The 15,663-nt window shown below is 33.4% G+C and carries 14 protein-coding genes; 11 read left to right on the plus strand and 3 right to left on the minus strand.

What is annotated here, in order from left to right; genetic code table 11:
* The first annotated feature begins 44 nt into the window (after positions 1–44).
* From KKQ79_RS13135 to KKQ79_RS13150, 4 genes are all read left to right on the plus strand, one after another.
* Positions 45–2,972 carry a M16 family metallopeptidase gene (locus KKQ79_RS13135; protein WP_213190522.1) on the plus strand — a complete coding sequence of 976 codons (2,928 nt, stop codon included), beginning with the start codon at positions 45–47 and terminating at the stop codon, positions 2,970–2,972.
* A gap of 137 nt (positions 2,973–3,109) precedes the next feature.
* Positions 3,110–3,991: an SDR family oxidoreductase gene (locus tag KKQ79_RS13140; RefSeq protein WP_213190523.1), complete on the plus strand. Its 882-nt coding sequence runs from the start codon at positions 3,110–3,112 to the stop codon at positions 3,989–3,991.
* A 75-nt stretch (positions 3,992–4,066) separates the two neighbouring features.
* Positions 4,067–4,447, plus strand: coding sequence for a hypothetical protein (locus KKQ79_RS13145; RefSeq protein ID WP_213190524.1), 381 nt, complete (start codon positions 4,067–4,069; stop codon positions 4,445–4,447).
* The gene (locus KKQ79_RS13150; protein WP_213190525.1) at positions 4,395–4,847 is read left to right on the plus strand and encodes a T9SS type B sorting domain-containing protein; all 453 of its coding nucleotides are present in this window, start codon (positions 4,395–4,397) and stop codon (positions 4,845–4,847) included. The genes KKQ79_RS13145 and KKQ79_RS13150 overlap by 53 nt, the downstream gene beginning before the upstream one ends.
* A 51-nt stretch (positions 4,848–4,898) precedes the next feature.
* On the opposite strand, the gene KKQ79_RS13155 is transcribed toward KKQ79_RS13150, so the two are convergent.
* Positions 4,899–5,885 carry a zinc metalloprotease gene (locus tag KKQ79_RS13155; RefSeq protein ID WP_213190526.1) on the minus strand — a complete coding sequence of 329 codons (987 nt, stop codon included), beginning with the start codon at positions 5,883–5,885 and terminating at the stop codon, positions 4,899–4,901.
* A 362-nt stretch (positions 5,886–6,247) separates the two neighbouring features.
* Positions 6,248–8,854 (minus strand): ATP-dependent chaperone ClpB, encoded by a 2,607-nt coding sequence (clpB, locus tag KKQ79_RS13160; RefSeq protein ID WP_213190527.1) that lies wholly within the window; start codon positions 8,852–8,854, stop codon positions 6,248–6,250.
* Positions 8,855–9,116: 262 nt separating this feature from the next.
* Here clpB and KKQ79_RS13165 point away from each other — a divergent pair, with 262 nt between their 5' ends.
* The 4 genes from KKQ79_RS13165 to paaA all read left to right on the plus strand — a co-directional run bounded on the left by KKQ79_RS13165 (position 9,117) and on the right by paaA (position 12,204).
* Positions 9,117–9,704: a TetR/AcrR family transcriptional regulator gene (locus KKQ79_RS13165; protein ID WP_213190528.1), complete on the plus strand. Its 588-nt coding sequence runs from the start codon at positions 9,117–9,119 to the stop codon at positions 9,702–9,704.
* Positions 9,705–9,776: 72 nt separating this feature from the next.
* Positions 9,777–10,862 (plus strand): 2Fe-2S iron-sulfur cluster-binding protein, encoded by a 1,086-nt coding sequence (locus KKQ79_RS13170; protein ID WP_213190529.1) that lies wholly within the window; start codon positions 9,777–9,779, stop codon positions 10,860–10,862.
* A gap of 22 nt (positions 10,863–10,884) precedes the next feature.
* Complete coding sequence (locus KKQ79_RS13175) at positions 10,885–11,142, plus strand: hypothetical protein (protein WP_213190530.1); 258 nt, start codon at positions 10,885–10,887, stop codon at positions 11,140–11,142.
* 120 nt (positions 11,143–11,262) lie between these two features.
* A complete protein-coding gene (gene paaA, locus KKQ79_RS13180) occupies positions 11,263–12,204 on the plus strand; it encodes a 1,2-phenylacetyl-CoA epoxidase subunit PaaA (RefSeq protein ID WP_250131250.1) in 942 nt (313 codons plus the stop codon).
* Between the two features lie 405 nt (positions 12,205–12,609).
* Here paaA and KKQ79_RS13185 read toward each other — a convergent pair whose 3' ends face one another.
* Complete coding sequence (locus KKQ79_RS13185) at positions 12,610–13,782, minus strand: IS4 family transposase (RefSeq protein WP_213188635.1); 1,173 nt, start codon at positions 13,780–13,782, stop codon at positions 12,610–12,612.
* A 224-nt stretch (positions 13,783–14,006) separates the two neighbouring features.
* Between KKQ79_RS13185 and paaB the strand changes: the two genes are divergently transcribed.
* The 3 genes from paaB (at position 14,007) to paaD (ending at position 15,572) form a co-directional block, all read left to right on the plus strand.
* Complete coding sequence (gene paaB, locus KKQ79_RS13190) at positions 14,007–14,288, plus strand: 1,2-phenylacetyl-CoA epoxidase subunit PaaB (RefSeq protein ID WP_069800659.1); 282 nt, start codon at positions 14,007–14,009, stop codon at positions 14,286–14,288.
* Positions 14,289–14,364: 76 nt separating this feature from the next.
* The gene (gene paaC, locus KKQ79_RS13195) at positions 14,365–15,105 is read left to right on the plus strand and encodes a 1,2-phenylacetyl-CoA epoxidase subunit PaaC (protein ID WP_213190532.1); all 741 of its coding nucleotides are present in this window, start codon (positions 14,365–14,367) and stop codon (positions 15,103–15,105) included.
* A 2-nt stretch (positions 15,106–15,107) separates the two neighbouring features.
* A complete protein-coding gene (gene paaD / locus KKQ79_RS13200; RefSeq protein ID WP_213190533.1) occupies positions 15,108–15,572 on the plus strand; it encodes a 1,2-phenylacetyl-CoA epoxidase subunit PaaD in 465 nt (154 codons plus the stop codon).
* Positions 15,573–15,663 lie beyond the last annotated feature (91 nt).

The following is a 15,663-nucleotide window of genomic DNA, read 5'->3' on the forward strand; positions in this document are numbered from 1 at the left end:
CATTTTTGCATTTTTTGCGTCTAATAGAAAAAAATTAATTCAATATGATTAGAAAGCTTACTTTGGCATTTGCTGCAGTATTAGTTTCTGTAGTTGCTTTTGCCCAAAACCAGTTTCAGTGGAAAGAAGCTTCGAGTGGCGGTTACACGTATAAATATGTAACCAATGACCCTGCGAAAGCTCGTTTTTACACTTTAAAGAATGGTTTAACTGTTATTTTAAGTCCTACGAATAAGGATCCTAGAATCCAAGCGTATGTTGCCATCAAAGCAGGAAGTAAAACAGATCCTGCAACCAATACTGGTTTGGCGCATTATTTAGAGCACATGTTATTCAAAGGAACTGATAAATACGGTTCATTAGATTGGTCTAAAGAAAAAGTAGAATTAGAAAAAATTGACGCATTATACGAACAGTATAACTCTACTAAAGACGAAGTTCAAAGAAAAGCCATTTATAAAAAAATAGACTCTGTTTCTGGAGTTGCTGCAAAATATGCAATTGCAAACGAGTACGACAAAATGATGTCTGCAATGGGCGCTCAAGGAACCAATGCTTTCACCAGTTTTGAACAAACCGTTTATACAGATGATGTTCCTAGTGCTTCTTTAGATAAATATTTAGCAGTACAGGCAGAAAGATTCAGAAATCCAGTTTTGAGAATTTTCCATACTGAATTAGAAGCGGTTTACGAAGAAAAAAATAGAACGCTAGATAATGACGGGAGAAAAGTTTCTGAAACTTTATTCTCTAATCTTTTCCAAAAGCATAACTACGGTTTACAAACAACTATTGGTACTGTAGAACACCTTAAAAACCCTTCGTTAATAGAAATCAGAAAGTATTTTAATAAATATTACGTTCCTAATAACATGGGAATTATCCTTTCTGGTGACTTTAATCCAGATGAGGTAATTGCAAAAGTGGACAAAGCGTTTTCTTACATGCAACCAAAACCATTTGATAAATACACTTTCCAACCAGAAGATGCGATTACAGCACCAATTGTAAAAGAAATTGTAGGTCCAGATGCAGAAAATTTAACCATCGGTTACAGATTGCCTGGAAATAAAGATAAAGATGCTTTGTTAGCTGACTTAGTTGGTCAAATTTTAACCAACGGAAGAGCGGGTTTATTAGACTTGAACTTGGTTAAAAAACAAAAATTATTGAGAGCTTCAGCTTTCACCTATTCATTAATTGATTATGGAATTTTATATCTTTCTGCTGCGCCAACTTCTGGCCAAAGTTTAGAAGATGTAAAAGCTTTAGTATTAAATGAAATCGAAAACCTTAAAAAAGGAAATTTTGATGACCAACTTATCACTTCTATCATCAATAACATCAAGAAAAACAAAATCTACGAAACCGAAAAATACGGTGATAGAGCTAGTGTTTTGATGGATGCTTTCACTTCTGAACTAGATTGGAGAGACCAAGTTGCGTATGTAAATGATTTGTCTAAAATTAAAAAAGAAGACATCGTAGCTTTTGCCAATAAATATTTTGGCGACAATTATGTAGCTGTTTTGAAAAGAAAAGGAGAATCTCCTGCAACTGTAAAAATTGAAAAACCATCAATTACACCAGTAGAAACCAATCCAGATAAACAGTCTTCATTTGTGAAAACAATAAATGAAATGCCTGCAACTGCTGCGAAACCAGTTTTCTTAGATTACAAAAAAGATATTCAGAAATCTAAATTAGGAAAAGCAGAAGTACTTTACGTTCCGAACAAAGACAATGATATTTTCAGATTAAGCTATCGTTACAAAATCGGTTCTTTGAATGATAAAAAACAAGGTTTAGCTTCTCAATACATTCAGTTTTTAGGAACTGATAAAATGACTGCCGAAGAAATTTCTAAAGCATTCTACAAAATTGCATGTAGTTTTAATGTTTCTACAGGAGAAGAATACACTACGGTAAGTATTGAAGGTTTGCAAGAAAACTTCGAAAATGCAGTGAAATTGTACGAAGAAGTGGTAAATAATGTAAAAGCAGATGATAAAGCTTTGGCAGCACTTAAAGCTAGATTAAACAAAGCTAGAAAAGATGCTAAAGCCAACAAAGGTGCTATTTTACAAGGTTTAACAAGTTATGCGCTTTATGGTTCAGAAAATAAATTCAACAATGTTTTGACCAATGAAGAACTGAATGCGGTAACCGCTCAAGAATTAGTAGACAGAATTAAAAACCTTAATAATTATGAGCAAACAGTAATTTATTACGGACCAACTCCTGTTTATAACGTTGTTTCTCAGTTGAAAACATTGCACCAAGTTCCTGCAAATTTTGCAGTAGCAGCTCCAGCAAAAACTTTCAAACAAGAAGTTCCTGCTAAAAATCAAGTGCTTTTTGCAGATTATGATATGGTTCAGGCAGAAACCAGATGGATTAGAAATACAGAAACTTACAACCCAGAAAAAACTACGATGGTGAATGTGTTCAATAACTATTTCGGTGGAGGTATGGGAAGTTTAGTATTCCAAACCATCAGAGAAAGTAAAGCTTTAGCTTACAGTACTTACGGATATTATGTGCAACCACAGAAAAAAGACCAAGATTACTATTTATTAGGTTATGTAGGTTCTCAAGCAGATAAATTTAATGATGCTACGGTTGCTATGAATGAATTGCTAACCAAAATGCCAGAATTGCCTAAAAATTTAGATTTGGCTAAAAATCAAGTGAAAAAAGATATTCAGACAGAGAGAATTACTCAAGATGGTATCATTTACAACTATTTAAACGCTAAAAATTTAGGTCTTACTGATGACATTAGAAAGAAAATGTACGAAACAGTAGATAAAATTACGATGGCAGATGTTAAGAAATTCCACCAGAATTATTTCTCAGGAAAACCTTACACGTATGCAATTGTAGCTTCTGAAAAAAGAGTGTCTATGGACGATATGAAAAAACTAGGAGAAGTAAAAAAACTTTCTTTAGAAGAAATTTTCGGATACTAGAAACTTTCAAAATATTTTTAGAAAAGACCGCAATTTTGCGGTCTTTTTTTGTGAATTATCTTCTTTACATAATAGATTTTTTTCTCGGAATTTTATAAATGCTTACTTTTAAGCAATAATTTTAAACAAGACTTGTCATGAATATGTACACGCAACCGATGCTTCAAGAGAACGCATTAAAAGATAAAGTAGCCATCGTTACTGGTGGTGGGAGTGGTTTGGGAAAAGCCATGACCAAATATTTTCTTCAATTAGGAGCCAAAGTAGTGATTACTTCTAGAAATTTAGAAAAATTACAAGGAACTGCCGCAGAATTAGAAGCAGAAACTGGCGGTAAAGTACTTTGTGTTTCTTGCGATGTAAGAAATTGGGACGAAGTAGAAGCTATGAAAGAAGCTGCGATTAAAGAATTTGGTAGAATAGATATTTTGCTCAATAATGCTGCGGGAAATTTTATTTCACCCACCGAAAGATTGACGCATTCTGCTTTTGATTCTATTTTGGATATTGTTTTGAAAGGAACCAAAAACTGTACACTTTCTGTAGGAAAATATTGGATTGATAATAAAATTCCGGGAACTGTACTTAATATTGTCACCACTTATTCTTGGACGGGTTCTGCTTATGTAGTTCCTTCAGCTTGTGCAAAAGCAGGAGTTTTAGCGATGACCAGGAGTTTAGCTGTAGAGTGGGCGAAATACAATATTCGTTTTAATGCAATTGCGCCGGGTCCATTCCCTACAAAAGGAGCTTGGGAAAGATTATTGCCGGGAGATTTAGCCGAAAAATTTGATATGAGAAAAAAAGTGCCATTGAGAAGAGTGGGAGAACATCAAGAATTGGCAAACTTAGCGGCGTATTTGGTTTCTGATTATTCAGCGTACATTAACGGAGAAGTAGTAACCATAGATGGTGGAGAATGGTTGCAAGGTGCTGGAGAATTTAATATGCTAGAACAAATTCCACAAGAAATGTGGGATATGCTGGAAATGATGATAAAAGCAAAAAAGAAATCATAAAAATCAACTTTTTAATCCCGAAATTTATTTTCGGGATTTTTAATTTTAAATCCCTAATTTTATCCTTCCAAAAAATTGAGGTTTTGTGAAAAAAAGTACTTTAAATTCCTTTTATTTCTAATTCTTTGTTTTTCAGTAAGGGTAATTTCTCAAACATGTGGAGGTTCGTTCGGAGCTCCAATTTTCGTAGAAGATTTTGGGAGGGTAAATAATTCTTATCAGACGGTTTCTCCAGCATTGGTATCTCCAGCATTTACCAATTATATTTATTCGTCAGTAATGCCACCCAATGATGGTTATTATACGATTTCAAATACTACGGAATATTTACCTTGGGGTTGGAAAAATTCATTAGATCATACCAATGATCCCTCTGGAACTTATGGAAATATGTTGGTAGTAAATGCAGATTATAGCACGGGAGAATTTTCTAGAAATTTTAGCAGAAAATGGTAATCCTCCTTATTTGTATTCTCTAGACAATGTAAATTGGCAAACTTCTAATATTTTTAAAAATTTGGATGCTGGGATTTATCAGATTTATGTAAAATCTCAAACCAATAGTTGTACTGCGGTTGCTACTTCGGCGGTACTTTTTATTCCAAATGCTTTTACGCCTAATCATGATGGTTATAATGATGTGTGGAGGGTTTCTAATATTGAGTTTTTCTCTAATGTGAAACTTAAAATTTTTGATAAGTATGGCACTCAAGTTTTTATGGCGGAAGATGTTTTAAAATTCAATTGGGATGGTCTATATAACGGAAGAATATTACCTTCAGAAACTTATTGGTATGTTATGGAAATTGATGGACATTATACCAGAACGGGTTGGATTTTTCTAAAAAACAGATAAAATAAGAAAGCCGAATCAACGATTCGGCTTTTCTCATTAATGTATAGGATTTTATAAATTTCTTAAACCTGCTCTAGCTCCACCTGCAGCTACTACAGCTTGCATTCTGTCTCTTTGACCTGCAGAGAACATATACATTGCAGAATCATATACATAATCCATATAGTTCATGAACATTACAGATCTTTGTACACCACCACAAGTATTGTATAAAGGATAAGTTGGTGAACCACCATTAGAACCTGTTTGAGTAGGAGTGTCAGCTACGAAATCGTTTCCACAAGTTGCATCTCCCCAAATGTGACGAAGATTTAAGTAGTGACCAACTTCGTGAGTTGCAGTTCTTCCTAAGTTGTATGGAGCAGTAGCACCAGTTACACCAGTGTATTTAGAAGCTAAAACAACTCCATCATTCCATAAACCAGCAGATTCTGGGAAAGTTGCGTATCCTAAGATACTTCCCATATCACCTACAACCCAAATGTTGAAATATTGTGTTGGGTCTGTAGCATCAATTCCTTTTGTAGAAGCTTTTTTCATGGCATCATTGGTTCTCCAAGATCTTACAGAAGTTGATTTTCTAACTGTTTTTACCAATCTAAATCTTACTTTGGTGTCACCAGCAGCTACTGAAGCAAATTCAGCAGGGATTTTATTAATATCTGAGTTAGTTGCTCCAAAGTCTTTATTAAGTACAGCGATTTGTTCTGCGATTCTAGCATCAGAAAGATTTTCTGCTGTAGTTCTGTATAATAAATTTACAACTACAGGGATTTCTACAGTTCCATCAGCTAATACTCTTCCTAATTTTTTAGCTTGAATGAATTTTTCAGTTCCCGCTTCTATTGCAGCAAATCTTGCTCTTGCTTTTGCGTCATTTTTAAGTAATTCTGCTCTGATTTCTTCAGATGGACAAGATTTTCTAGATGCAGTTGCTGTTCTAGCATTTGTGTCTTCTGTTAAGTTTGCAGTTTCCTCTGTTGTGTTACATGCTGCTAACATACCTAGCGCTATAACTCCGAATAGTAATTTCTTCATATCAAATTAATTTTTAATAAAATTGTTTTTTAATTCACAGCTGCGAATATATAGAGTTGAAATTTAGTGTGCAATATTTTTTTTAAATTTTTTTTCAAAAAGTGTTGATTTTTATTTAATAGATAGGTTTTTTCTTTGATGATTGAGTATTAAATTTACTTAATTCTTTATGGATTTATTAATTTTATTAGGTTTTTTTTTATTGCTGATTTTGTAATTTTGGTGTGAAATGATAGAAATTTTTTATTTTTTAGATAATTTCTTTGTAAAGTTCTCAAAATAGAAAAATCCGCCTGAAAAAATTCCAGACGGATCTCCTATGAAAAACTTAAATGGTAAGTTATATATGAAAAATATCAATGTTATATTTCAACTGGTCTGAAAACCAGTCCGCTTTCTTCGAAATAATCTAATGTGATTCTGTCTCCATCATTTATCTTTCCTGCGAGAATTTCTTTAGATAATCTGTTCAGAACTTCTTGTTGAAGCACTCTTTTTAATGGTCTTGCTCCAAATGTAGGATCGTAACCTTTGTTGGTTAGATATTTTAAAGCGTCTTCAGTCGCAGTTAAGATGATGTTTCTCTTTTCTAGCATTTGATTAAAGCCTCTTAATTGGAAATTCACGATTTTACCAATTTCTGATTTGCTTAATGGTTGGAAAAGTACCACTTCATCTATTCTGTTTAAAAATTCCGGACGGAGAGATTGTTTCAATAATCCGAAAACTTCTTCTTTGGTTGCTTCTAAAGTTTCAGAATCGATATTGTCATCTTTGTCACGCTGTGCAGCGTCAAAACGTTCCTGAATAATATGCGAACCAAGGTTGGAAGTCATAATAATGATAGAATTTTTAAAATTCACTACTCTTCCTTTATTATCGGTTAATCTTCCATCGTCTAAAACTTGTAAAAGCGTGTTGAAAACATCTGGATGCGCTTTTTCTATCTCGTCCAAAAGCACTACAGAATAAGGTCTTCTTCTCACCGCTTCGGTTAATTGTCCGCCTTCATCATAACCTACGTAACCTGGAGGCGCACCAACTAATCTAGAAACAGAGTGTCTTTCTTGATATTCACTCATGTCAATTCTGGTCATGTTGTTCTCATCGTCAAATAAAAATTCTGCCAAAGCTTTTGCTAGTTCGGTTTTACCAACACCAGTTGTTCCAAGGAATAGGAAACTTCCGATTGGTTTTTTCTCGTCATTTAATCCGGCTCTATTTCTTCTAATAGCATCTGCAACTGCAGAGATAGCTTCTTCTTGACCTACCACTCTGTGGTGGAGTTCGGTTTCTAGATTTAACAATTTTTCTCTTTCAGATTGAAGCAACTTGGTAACTGGGATTCCAGTCCATTTTGCAATCACTTCTGAAATGTTTTCAGCGGTAACTTCTTCTTTGATGAGCTCATTCTGATGTTTTTGCATTTCGAGTTCTAATTTTTTCAAATCTTCCTCTTTTTCTCTGAGTTTACCGTATTGTATTTCGGCAACTTTTGCGTAATCACCAACTCTAGACGCTCTTTCTGCTTCTAATTTCAGAGATTCTATTTCTTTTTTAATGGCGGTTAAATCTTCAGATTTTTGTTTTTCGCCAAGCCATTTTGCGTGGATTTCGTTTCTTTGTTCCTGAATTTTCGCAATATCTTCTTTCAGATGATTGATTTTTACTTCATTTTTTTCTCTAGAAATTGCAGCGAGTTCTATTTCTAACTGCATTAATTTTCTGTCGAGAATATCTAATTCTTCAGGTTTAGAATTGATTTCCATTCTTAGTTTAGCTGAAGCTTCATCAATCAAGTCGATGGCTTTATCTGGTAAAAATCTGTCTGAAATATATCTTTGAGACATTTCTACGGCAGCAATAATGGCTTCGTCTTTTATTCTTACTTTGTGGTGTGCTTCGTACTTGTCTTTAATTCCTCTCAAGATAGAAATCGCAGATTCTGTGTCTGGTTCTTCTACCATTACTTTTTGGAAACGTCTTTCTAAAGCTTTATCTTTTTCAAAATATTTTTGATATTCATTTAAAGTGGTTGCACCAATCGCTCTAAGCTCTCCTCTTGCTAAAGCTGGTTTTAAAATATTCGCAGCGTCCATCGCTCCTTCTCCACCACCAGCTCCTACTAAAGTGTGAATTTCATCGATGAAGAGAATGATTTGTCCATCGCTTTTAATGACTTCATTTACTACAGATTTCAAACGCTCCTCGAATTCACCTTTGTATTTTGCACCAGCAATTAATGCACCCATATCTAGGGAATAAATGGTTTTGTCCATTAAATTTTCTGGAACATCACCTGAAATAATTCTATGAGCAATTCCTTCTGCAATAGCGGTTTTACCTACACCTGGTTCGCCAATGAGAATCGGGTTGTTTTTGGTTCTTCTTGATAAAATTTGTAAAACTCTTCTTATTTCTTCGTCTCTACCAATTACAGGGTCTAGTTTTCCTTCTGCAGCGAGTTCATTGAAGTTTTTAGCGTATTTATTTAAACTTTGATAAGTTTCTTCTGAACTTGCCGAAGTTGCTTTGCTTCCTTTTCTCAATTCTTTGATGGCTGCTTCTAATGAATTTTTAGTCACTCCAAAATCTTTTAAAATTTTAGAAACTTCAGAATTTACCTCTAAAAGTGAAAGCCAAAGATGCTCAATGGTTACATATTCATCGCCCATTTTTTTGGCAACATTCGGTGCGTCTAAAAGAATTTTATTTGCTGATTGAGAAAGATAAATGTTTCCACCTTCTACTTTTGGAAGTTTTTCTAATGCCTCACGGTTTTTTTCTCTAATAAGGTTGAGGTCTGCTTCTGATTTTTTCATCAAGAATGCAGAAATATTTTCATCTACTTGAAGAATTCCTTCTAATAAATGTTGAGGTTCAATGCTTTGATGGCCAAAATCCAGCGCAATTTGTTGTGCTTTTTGAATGGCTTCTTGTGATTTTGTGGTATATTGGTTTAAGTTCATATTAATGGTTTTGATTGGTATGCTTCAAAATGTATTCTAAAGTAATTTTTAGGTCAAAATTTCCTGATTTCTGTAATTTCTTAAAATTTTTATAGACAAAATTTCTGGATTTTATATATTATTGAGTTTGGATGTTGACATTTTTTCTTGTTTATGATTAGGTGTTTGTTAAATAAAATTCATAATTTTTATTTGTTTTATTATATAATGTTAATTTTTTTAGAAAATTTATATTGTATATTTGTTGGAAACACAAATACTAATGAAGAATCTCACTCCGAGACAAAAAGAAATACTAAATGTAGCTCTTGAATTGTTCTATAAAAGAGGTTTTGCAGATACCTCCATGAGAGACATTGCAGAAGTGATGAATATAAAAGCTGCTTCTCTTTATGCCCACATTAAGTCTAAAGAAGAAATTATGGAGTGGATAAGTGAGGATGTGAGAACTAGATTTATGGAAAGATATTATGAAATTCTTGATTCTAAATTATCTGTAGAAGAAAGGTTTAGGTTAATGGTAGAAAATCACCTTAATTCTATTTTCCATAATGTAAAACTTTACGATGTTTTTTTTACTAATATCTTTAGACTAAGAGTAGATTTTAAACATCAGCATAAATATTTAGAAAACATTGATTTTTATATCGCTTTTGCTGAAAGTATTATTAAAGATTATCTTAAAAGTAAAGGTATGAAAGATGATGAAAGTCTAGAACTGGTAACTAAATTCTCTATTAACATTCTTAATAATGTTTATAGATACATTCCAGAAGATAAATTTAATGTAGAAAATCATACCGATTTTTTAAGGGATATGTTGCTTTATGGCGTGATTGGGAAAAAATAAATTTATCTTTTATTTTTCGCATAAAATATTATATTTGTTGACATTGGGTTACTCCCGAAGAAATGAATTGATATGAACCATTTTTATATATTAAAAGTAGCTAAAATTCAGAAGGTTACAGATGAGGCAGTGAGAATCACCTTCGAAATACCTTCTTCTATACAAGATAAATTTAAATTTAAACAGGGGCAATATCTTAACCTCAAGTTTAATTTCGGGGAAGAAGAGTTTCGCCGTTCGTATTCTATCATAGATGCACCTTCCGAAAATTCTCAAACGCTTTCCATTTTAGTTAAACAGATGGAAAATGGCACTATTTCTACCTTTCTTAACCAAAATCTTAAAGAAAATGACGAGGTAGAAGTGCAACAACCTATGGGAAATTTCTGTACCAATTATCACGCATCTAATCACAAAAATTATGTAGGAATAGCAGCAGGAAGCGGTATTTCTCCGGTTTTGTCTAATCTCAAAGAAGCATTGTTTCAAGAACCAAATGCTAAAGTTTTATTGTTTTTTGGCAATAAAGATTCTCAAAATATTTTGCTCAAAGAAGAATTAGATGCTTTGAAAGCACAATTTCCAGAGCGATTTCAGGTAACACATGTTTTGAGTAGAGAACCACAAGAAGATGCTCTTTTTGAAGGAAGAATCACTACTGAAAAGTTAGGACAACTTTTAGATAAAAATTCCGAAATAAAACCAGAAGATTCTACGTTTTTTATTTGTGGACCAACCGAAATGATTAAGTCCACTTCGGATTTTCTGAAAAAAGAAAGAAAAGTTCCTGCATTGCAGGTATTATATGAATATTTCTCCGCTCCAGATGATGAAGATAATGCAGAAATGAGCGAAGAATTCAAGAAAATACCCAACTTAGAAAGTTTTGTAACGTTGATTATAGATGATGATGAGTATTCTATTCATCTCAATTCTAAAAAAGAAAGTATTTTAGATAAAGCATTGAAAGAAAACTTACCAGTTCCGTTTGCTTGTAAAGGCGGTGTTTGTTGCACCTGTAAGGCTCAAGTGATGGAAGGTGAGGTTTTTATGGAAAAAAACTTTGCGCTTACCGAAGACGAAGTCGCAAGAGGTTTTGTGTTAACTTGTCAGTGTCACCCTACTACCAATATTGTGATGCTGAATTATGATGTATAATTCATTCTAAAAAATTAAAAAAATGGTCAATTGGAAATTCGCAAAAGCCATCGATGAAAACGAAGAGTTTAAAATAAATGGCACAAACATTTGGAACCATTATTGGCATTGTGTCAACAAAAAAGTAGAAGTAAAAGGACCTTATGAAGGGCAAGTTTACTTTTTCAAAGAGTATGAAATTACCAACGGAGACCAAAAACTAAACTTCGTGGCAGGAGAATTTGTAAATTCTAAAGTAGGGATTTATATAAAAGACGATTTAAGCGACGGAAAATTATGATTTGGCTTATCGCTGTCTGCTTTCTGCAATCAGCTGAAAAGAGCTCATAATCAAAAAAATATTGTATTAAAAAATTTAAAAAATGCTGAAAGCAGATTGCCGAAAGCTGAAAGCAAAAATATGGATACAGAAAAATTTTTACAATACGTTCAAGCCGAAAATAAGGTAGAACCCAAAGATATGATGCCAGAAGATTACAGAAAACTTCTGGTAAGACAGATTTCTCAACATGCTCATTCTGAAGTAGTGGGAATGTTGCCAGAAGCCAATTGGATTACCAGAGCGCCAAGTTTGAGAAGAAAAATGGCACTTTTGGCAAAAATTCAGGACGAGGCAGGTCACGGTTTGTATTTATATGCCGCTACAGAAACGCTGAACAACGGAGAAATAGCTGCAGATAGAGATTCTACCTATAATGATATGCTTTCTGGAAAAGCCAAATATTCTAGTATTTTTAATTATCCAGCGTTAAGTTGGGCAGATATTGGAGCGATTGGTTGGTTAGTAGATGGTGCTGCCATTATGAATCAAGTAATGTTGATGGGAAATTCTTACGGCCCTTATTCCAGAGCGATGCTCAGAATTTGTAAAGAAGAATCTTTTCACCAAAGACAAGGCTACGAAATCCTGATGACGCTTTGCCGTGGAACCAAAGAACAGAAACAATTGGCTCAAGATGCTTTAGACAGATTTTGGTGGCCAGCTTTGATGATGTTTGGTCCGAATGATGACGCTTCTCCTAATTCTCAAAAATCTATGAATTATCGAGTGAAAAGAGAAAGTAACGATTCACTCCGCCAAAGATTTGTAGATGTTACCGTTCCTCAAGCAGAATTTTTAGGGCTGAAAGTTCCTGATAAAAATTTAAAATGGAACGAAGAAACGGGGCATTATGATTTTGGCGATTTACCTTGGGACGAATTTATTGAAGTGCTAAAAGGAAACGGACCGTGTAATAAAAAACGCCTCGAAACCAAAAGAAAAGCACAAGCAGAAAACGCTTGGGTAAAAGAAGCAGCAATTGCGTATGCTGCAAAACAGGAAAATTTGAAAATGAGTTAATTAGATAATTTATAAAATGTTTAAAGGAAGATTTGGAGATTTTTATTTAATTAAAGTTTGGATTTTTATTCTAGTAATAGGTTCAATAATATTTCCTTTTCTACATTTTAAATTAAAAAGTGAATCAAAACTTATGATTGGTATAATTGAATTTATATTTTTTGAAATATTTCTTGGTTTTTTCATTTCAATTCCATCATTATTAATTTCAAATATATTTTATATTATCATGAGTAAACAAAAATTTTCTGATATAAAAGTATTTGTAATTACATTCTTGATTTCGTTTATAACAACATTATCAACATACATTTATTTATTTAATATCAATACTGTCCTAAAAAAAAATTATTAAAAATAGAAACAGCCTAAATACCTATTTTACATTTAGCTTTACATTTAATTTCAAAAAAGAACCCCTTGATAATAGTTTTTGGGGGTTTCAGGCGGTTGCTCAAATGGTTTGTCGAGCCAAAATTGAAGATTAATTTTAACAAAAATATTCAATCGGATAAAAGCTACCAGATTTGATAATTGCCAATTATATTTAGCGATGGATTTCAGGTATTTCAGAATGAGAATAGTGATAAGTGCCGTCCAAATTTGGATTTTCACTGCATTTTCAGAAGTTCCAATGAAGGTTTTGATGTGAAGCAACTGCTTGATATCTCTAAAAAAGATCTCAATTTGCCATCTTTGCTTGTATAATTCTGCTATGGTAGAAGCAGCCCAAGAGAAATTATTGGAAATCATTTCAATGGTTTGCTTGTTTTCATTATCCCAAATAGCCACTCTTCTTAATTTTTTTGGATATTTTTCTTTGGATAAAGGATTTGAGAGTACTATTTCTTCGTCTTTTAGGATGCTTTGAGCTCCTTTTGGTGGAAGTTCTCGTTCCTGTAAAGTTTCAAATTTCAGATTTTCTTTATGTCTTATTACGAAGAAAACACCTTTGCTGTCCCAAATAGAGAGCATTGGAAAATCGTTATAGAATCGGTCTGCAACAATGACTGCTCCCTTTTCCAAAGGAATGTTTTCCGCTCCCTTGTTATCAGCAACACTTCCTTTGGTAATATTCACATAAACAGGAAGTTTCCCGTCATATTCAAGTAAGGTATGCATTTTCACGGCTCCTTTTTTAGTTCGATATGTTGCCCAATCGAACAAAGACAGGCATAGAGAAATAAGGGTAGAATCTAATAAATAGACAGGAACTTTTATTTTGAGTTTTATCCGTCTTTCTTTCGTGTGCTGTCCTAATTGTTCTAATAGTTTGAAATACACGTCTTTAAACAAATCTGCATCTCGTTTTCCATTCTGGTAGCTAATAGAAGATTTGGAAGGTGCTGTTTTTATCCCTAAATGATTCAGGTTTCCTGTGGCACTGCGAAGTCCGTTGGAAATGTCCCGAACCGAAGTGCTTTTGGCAAAATGACAGAAAAGCATAGAAACTAAGTGGTTCCAACTATCAAATCCTTTATTTCGGTAATCGGTTTTCTTCTCAATTACTATTTTTTTGAAAATCCCTCGGTCTATTTTTGAAATAATCTGAGAAAATAATGTTAATTTTGAGTCCATAAGAAGGTTTTTTTGTTGTGCAACCTCAAAGATACTTTGAGTTACTTTAATTCCTTCTTATTTTTTTATTTAGGACGCTATTGATTTAATATAAATTTTTCTAATTATAAGACGAATAATGGAGGATTAATTTTTTGTATTTTATTTTCATTATTACTACTTATTGGATTAGTTATTTTTAAAAATTCTGACAACCATCAACTAACAACAGACAACCAAAATATATGAGCAATTTAGATATGTGGGAAGTTTTTATCCAAACCAAACCTGGACTTTCTCATAAACACGCAGGAACGGTTCAAGCGCCAACTGCAGAACTGGCACTTCAAAATGCTAGAGACGTTTATACAAGACGCGGAGAAGGAACTTCTATTTGGGTAGTTCCCAGCAAATATGTGGTAACAAGTGAAGGAATAGACAAAGAAGCATTCTTTGATCCTGCAGATGATAAACTCTATCGTCATCCTACTTTTTACCAAATTCCTAATGATGTGAAAAACATGTAAAAATTGGTAATTAGACTTTTGGTAATTAGTATTTGGTACTAATTACCAACTACCAAAATACCAACTACCAAAAGTTATGAAGAATTATATCCTAAAACTCGCAGATGATTCCCTAATTATGGGGCAAAGATTGGCAGAATGGTGCGGAAAAGGTCCGTACTTGGAAGAAGATATTGCGGTCATTAACATCGCTCTTGATCAATTGGGTCAAGCCAATAATTTCTACAATTTAGCGGCAAATTTATTTAATGACGGCAGAACTGCAGATGATTTTGCCATGCTTCGTGTCGAAAAAGAATACCTCAATGCTCAATTGGTAGAATTACCAAACGGAGATTATGCCAATACCATTATGAAGGCTTATTTCTTTGCGGTTTACCAAAATTTATTGTACGAAAATTTAAGCAATTCTGCAGATGAAGAACTGAGAGCCATTGCTCAAAAATCTCTGAAAGAAGTAAAATATCACTATACTCATACCGAAACTTGGATGCGTATTTTTGCTCAAGGAACAGATGAAAGCCGAAAAAGAATAGAAGCGGCTCTCGAAAATCTTTGGGAATACACAGGCGGACTTTTTGATGAAGTAGAAGAAGAGGAAAATTTGGTGGCACTGAGTTTAATTCCTGCTTCAAAACAACTTCATGAAGAATGGAAAGCTAAAATCGCAGAAGATTTTGCCAAATTTGGTTTAGAAGTTCCAACTTCAGAATTTATGCAAAAAGGAAGCAGAAAAGGAATTCATACCGAATATTTTGGATATATTTTGTGTGAATTACAGTATATGCAAAGAACCTATCCAAATTGTGTTTGGTAGAAATGCAAGATTTATTAGAAATACTCACTCAGATTCCAGACCCCGAAATTCCAGTGATTAACATTGTGGAACTCGGGATTGTTCGTGATGCAAAAATGATTTCTGAAACAGAAGCAGAAATCATCATTACGCCTACTTATTCTGCGTGTCCTGCTATGTTTAATATCGAAGAAGATATTATCAAATTATTTAAAGAGAAAGGAATTTCTGCAAAAGTAGTTACCAAAATGTTTCCGATTTGGACTACCGATTGGATGACTGATGAAGCCAGAGAAAAACTGAGAGCTTACGGAATTGTTCCACCAGAAAAAGGCGCAGACGAAAATCATCTTCACATTCCCAAAAAATGTCCGAGATGTGGCAGTGAAAACACTACGCAAATCAGCAGATTTGGTTCCACACTTTGCAAAGCCAGTTATCAGTGCCAAGATTGTTTAGAACCTTTTGATTATTTTAAATGTCATTAACGTAAAATTGTAGAACTGTAAAGTTGCAAAATCGCAGAACCAAAAAAAATCACATAAAAACATTAGATTTGTAAAAACGACTTTACGATTT

Source organism: Cloacibacterium caeni (genome assembly GCF_907163125.1).
In the GTDB taxonomy this organism is placed as follows: Bacteria; Bacteroidota; Bacteroidia; order Flavobacteriales; family Weeksellaceae; genus Cloacibacterium; species Cloacibacterium caeni_B.